Annotated in this window: 4 protein-coding genes and 1 pseudogene; 4 read left to right on the forward strand and 1 reads right to left on the reverse strand. The window is 72.2% G+C overall.

Going from position 1 to position 4,580, the window contains the following annotated elements; all coding sequences use genetic code 11:
• Positions 1-149: 149 nt before the first annotated feature.
• Positions 150-797 (reverse strand): SGNH/GDSL hydrolase family protein, encoded by a 648-nt coding sequence (locus tag VOI19_RS14855; RefSeq protein ID WP_323793742.1) that lies wholly within the window; start codon positions 795-797, stop codon positions 150-152.
• A 48-nt stretch (positions 798-845) separates the two neighbouring features.
• Here VOI19_RS14855 and dtd point away from each other — a divergent pair, with 48 nt between their 5' ends.
• The 4 genes and pseudogenes from dtd to VOI19_RS14875 all read left to right on the forward strand — a co-directional run.
• On the forward strand, positions 846-1,274 hold the full coding sequence (gene dtd, locus VOI19_RS14860) for a D-aminoacyl-tRNA deacylase (RefSeq protein WP_323793743.1): 429 nt from the start codon (positions 846-848) through the stop codon (positions 1,272-1,274).
• 88 nt (positions 1,275-1,362) lie between these two features.
• Complete coding sequence (locus VOI19_RS14865; protein WP_323793744.1) at positions 1,363-1,881, forward strand: hypothetical protein; 519 nt, start codon at positions 1,363-1,365, stop codon at positions 1,879-1,881.
• A 191-nt stretch (positions 1,882-2,072) separates the two neighbouring features.
• A complete protein-coding gene (gene mshD, locus VOI19_RS14870; RefSeq protein ID WP_323793745.1) occupies positions 2,073-2,885 on the forward strand; it encodes a mycothiol synthase in 813 nt (270 codons plus the stop codon).
• Between the two features lie 42 nt (positions 2,886-2,927).
• Positions 2,928-4,580 (forward strand): annotated as a pseudogene (locus VOI19_RS14875) (hypothetical protein); the annotation flags it as partial.

Raw genomic sequence — 4,580 nt, forward strand, 5'->3', positions numbered from 1 at the left:
GTCGTCGAGTAGCCGGGGTGCGAGCGCAGCGAGCGACCGGCGTATCGAGACGTCGCGACGTGCGCGCCGACCGGCGACATCTCGATACGCCGGCCCGCGACTTCGTCGCTCGGCCGGCTACTCGATGACCAGGGTGGTCGCTCAGCCGGCTACTCGATGACTATGGCGGCGGCCACGCGGCGAGCGATCGCTGCGTGGCCGGCGTCGTTGGGGTGGAAGCCGTCGCGGGGGCCGAAGGCGGTGCTCGCGCCCACCGGGCCGTGCAGGGCCGCGTCGTCGTAGAGGTCGCTGAGCGGGGCGTGGACCCGGCCGTCGCCGTCGCAGATCTGCGCCACGACCAGGTCGTACGGCGGTGTCCGGACACCGTCGTTCCACGGACCCAGGCACACCACCAGCTCCGGCTCGCCCCGTTCGGCGGCGAGCACGAGGTCGCGGTAGTCGTCGGCGAACTCCTGCACCGCGGTCTTGCCGACGTCGTTGGCGCCGACCTCGAGCACCGCGACGTCCCACGCCGGATCAGCGAGCGCCTCGACCGCGCGAGCGATACGCCAGCCCCTCGCCCCCGCCTCCTCGGCACGGGTCACTTCGACCGCCCGGCGCGTACCCCAGTCGTCGAGCAGCAGCGCGGCGTACGAGCTCGCCACGTCGCTGGCGTGGTAGCCGAGCGTGATCGAGTCGCCCGCCAGCAGCACCCGCAGCGCCGGGCGCTCATCGTTCGTCGGCGCCGCCTCGGACGCGCAGCCGGCCACAGCCGCGGCCACCACGACCAGCGCCCCCACCTTCCGCCCCCACGTCATGAGCCGGACGCTAGCCGCGCCCGCCTTCCCCCGCGGCACAATGGCGCGGTGCGAGCCGTCGTCCAGCGAGTGTCGAGTGCGTCCGTGTCCGTCTGCGGGGAGGTCGTCGGGTCGATCGAGGGACCCGGCCTGCTCGTCTACCTCGGCGTGACCCACGCCGACGGCCCCGACCAGGTCGCCTGGACCGCCCGCAAGATCTGGGACCTCCGGCTGCTCCGCGACGAGGTCTCCGCCTCCGAAGTCGGAGCGCCTGTGCTGGTCATCAGCCAGTTCACCCTGTACGGCGACGCCCGCAAGGGCCGGCGCCCCAGCTGGTCCGCTGCCGCACCCGGACCTGTGAGCGAGCCGTTGTACGACGCGCTCTGCGACGAGCTGATCCGGCTCGGCGCCGAGGTGGCGCGCGGGGTGTTCGGCGCCGACATGCAGGTGGCGTCGGTGAACGACGGTCCGGTGACCCTGATTCTGGAGGCTCCCTGACTTTACGAAACCGTTTCGCAAACGTGCTGTGGGAGCGGCTGCTCCTCGGCTAGCGTGCCGCCCGGGGAGGTAACCACTGAGGAGCCTCATGCCCGAGCACACCCCCGGCACCAGTCGACGACGCGTCCTGAAGGGTGCCGCCTGGACGGCGCCCGCGATCGTCCTGGCCACTGCCGCACCGACGTACGCCGCCTCGGGCCGCGCCGCGGTGACGACTCTCGTCCTGCCGGCCACCCACACCCACGGCGTCCTCTCGGTGACCATCGACTTCATCAACCGCAACACGGAGTCGACCGGCCTGACGACCGCGATCGTCACGTGCAGTCCCACCCCGGGCTCCGGGACGGTCGTGCGCAACTCAGCCACGCGAGTCACCAACGGCTGGCAGTTCATCGGCTCCGGCAACAGCACGACCGCTCCGACGTTCAGCTTCAGTCGTGATCAAGGGATCGACGGCGCTCCCACGGCCGACAGCACCGCTACCACCCGGCTGCACTTCCGCCTCGAGGTGCTGCCTAACGAAGTGGGCCAGTCCGCCGGGACGATCTCGGTCCAGACCATCCGCGCGCGGGGAGACGCCACGGGTGGCAGCGGCACCTGGGCCTGATCCCTCCGGTGGTCGAGGTGCGAGCGAGCCACCAGCGGTGGTTGAGGTGCGAGCGAAGCGAGCCTCGAAACCTCGCAAGCCGAGAAGCAACCGTGACCAGGCCGCGTGAGAGGTCGCGGGGTTTCGAGGCTCGTCGCTTCGCTCCTCACACCTCAACCACCGTCGGCGGGTCTTCTCGCTAGGCTCGCCGGATGAGTGACTTGGACGTCGTGGAGTCCGTACGAGCGGCCTGCGTGGACGCCGACGGGCAGGACCCTCTCGACGAGAAGGCGATGCTGCGGCTCAAGCACCGTGGCCTCGAGGGTGCGCGACTGTGGGTCGACGGGGACGCCTTCGCGCTGGTGCGCGAGGGTGACCTCACCCTGGCCGTGGCCCCCGGGGCTCGGCGCGAGGGCCGCGGCGCCCGCCTGCTGGCGCGCTCGGCCGAGGCCGAGCCCTCCCAGGCCTGGTCGCACGGCGACCACCCCGGCGCCGCCCGTCTCGCCGAGCAGCACGGCTGGCGTCGTACCCGCGATCTCTGGGTGATGCGACGACCCACGGCCGCCCCGCTCCCCCCGCTGACCCTGCCCGACGGCGTGCGGGTGCGCGGCTATCTCGACAGCGACGCCGACGACCTCCTGGCGATCAACGCGGCAGCCTTCGCCGACCACCCCGAGCAGGGACAGATGGACGCCGCCGAGCTGGCCGAGCGCATGGCCGAGCCCTGGTTTGACCCCGCCGGACTCCTCATCGCCGTCGACGAGACCGGCATGCTCGGCTTCCACTGGACCAAGCAGCACGACGCCGCCTCCGGCGAGGTGTACGTCGTCGCCGTCGGTCCGCACGCCCAGGGGCGCGGACTCGGCCGCGTGCTCACCCTCGCGGGCCTGCACCACCTCGCCGCCACGGGGGTCGACGAGGTGCTGCTCTACGTCGAGGCCGACAACGACCCGGCCCTCACCCTGTACTCCTCCACCGGCTTCGAGCACGCCGCGAGCGACACGCACGTGCAGTACACGCCTTGAGTCGCGCGACCGGCCGGGCGCGAGCATCGGTAACATCCGCCCATGAGCTCCGAGTCCGACGTCACCACTGACGGCGACCGCAGCCGCAAGCGCCGCAAGCGTCGCGAGGACGCCCCACCCGCCGGTCTGCAGGTGAGTGACGAGGAGTTCCTGGCGGCTGTTGCCGTGGTGAGCCCGAACGTCGCTCCGAAGCAGGAGAGCTCCCCCGAGGACGCTGACTCGACCGAGTCGGACGACTCGCCCGAACCGACTGCCGCGGAGAGCGAGCTAGACCCGGAGAGCGACGAGCGGCTCAGCCGCTTCGCTCGGGTGGAGCAAGAGACCGTGCGAGTCGCCCACGAGCTCGCCGCCGAACAGTCCGAGCTCGCCCGTCTGGCCGAGATGGAGCGCGACGCAGCGCAGGTCGCCGCCGAGGAGGCAGCAGCCCGCCTCGCCGAGATCGAAGCGGACCGGGTCGCGGCCGAGGAAGCCGAACGGCGTCAGCGCGAGATCGCTCGCGCCGCCGAGACCAGCGCCGCGGAAGCCGCTGCTGCAGCGCAGAAGCGGATCGATGCTGCTCAGGCGGCTGCGGACGCCGCCGAGACGGCGGCCCGCGAGGCCGCTGCTGCTGTTCTCGTGCTCAAGTCCGAGCTCGCCAAGGCGCGCACCGACGCCGTCACTCAGACCGCACAGCCCGCTGAGACCGACGTCGAGGCCACGGATGTCGAGACGTCGACCGAGGACGAGTCAGCTGCCGAGGGCGCCGAGATCTCCGGCGACGCCCCGGTCGAGGAGACCGAGGCCGAGGCGCCCCAGGTCGAAGAGGCCGCGCTGCCCGAGGCCGACTCGGAGCCGTTGGATGCCGAGTCACGCGCCGACCGGTTGACCGTCAAGCCCCCGCAGTGGGGCAGGTTCCGTCGCAAGCGCGGGGAGGCCGAGCCGAGCGCGGAACCTGCTGCGCCGCCCCTCGTCGAGGAATCGGTCGAGCCTGCCGTTGAGCTCGAGGACGAGCAGACCGCGGAGTTTGAGGAGCCTGCGGAGCCCGAGGAGGCCGAGGCGCCCGCCGAGGTCGCGCTCGAAGCAGAGCCCGCCGATGAGGTCGGGGCCACCGACGAGGGCTCGGTCGCAAGCGAGCCGAAGCCGAAGGTCGAGGCCGAGGACGAGAACGAGGACCAGGCCGAGGACGCCGAGGCCGAGGACAAGCCTGGGGATGCTGCCGAGGTCGAGCCGGAGCCGGAGCCCGAAGCCGAGGATGCCGCCGAGGTCGACCCGGAACCCGAGGCCGACGTCGAGCAGGAGCCCGAAGAGCCGACCGAGTCGTCCGAGGCCGAGCCCGAGTCGGAGATCGAGCCCGAGGTGGAGCCGATCCCCGAGTCCGACGTCGCCGTCGAGGTGGAGGAGGGATCCGCGGACCCGGTCGAGGCGGATGCCGAGGCCGAGGCCGAGGTCGAGGCCGAGTCCGAGGCCGAGTCCGAGTCCGAGGCCGATCCGGAACCCGCAGACGCGGCCGTGACCGGCGACGACCTGGAGCCCGAGGAAGCGACCGAGGACGAGCAGTCATCCGAGCCTGAAGCCACGGCCGAACCCGAGGTCGAGTCCGACGCTGAGGTCGAAGCCAAGCCGGACCCCAAGCCCAAGCCCGAGCCCGATGCCGAGCCCGACGCCGAGCCCAAGCGCGAGGCCGAAACCGAGCTCGGGCCCGAGGTCGAAACCGTC

The organism is Nocardioides sp. (assembly GCF_034670285.1).
GTDB lineage: Bacteria > Actinomycetota > Actinomycetes > Propionibacteriales > Nocardioidaceae > Nocardioides.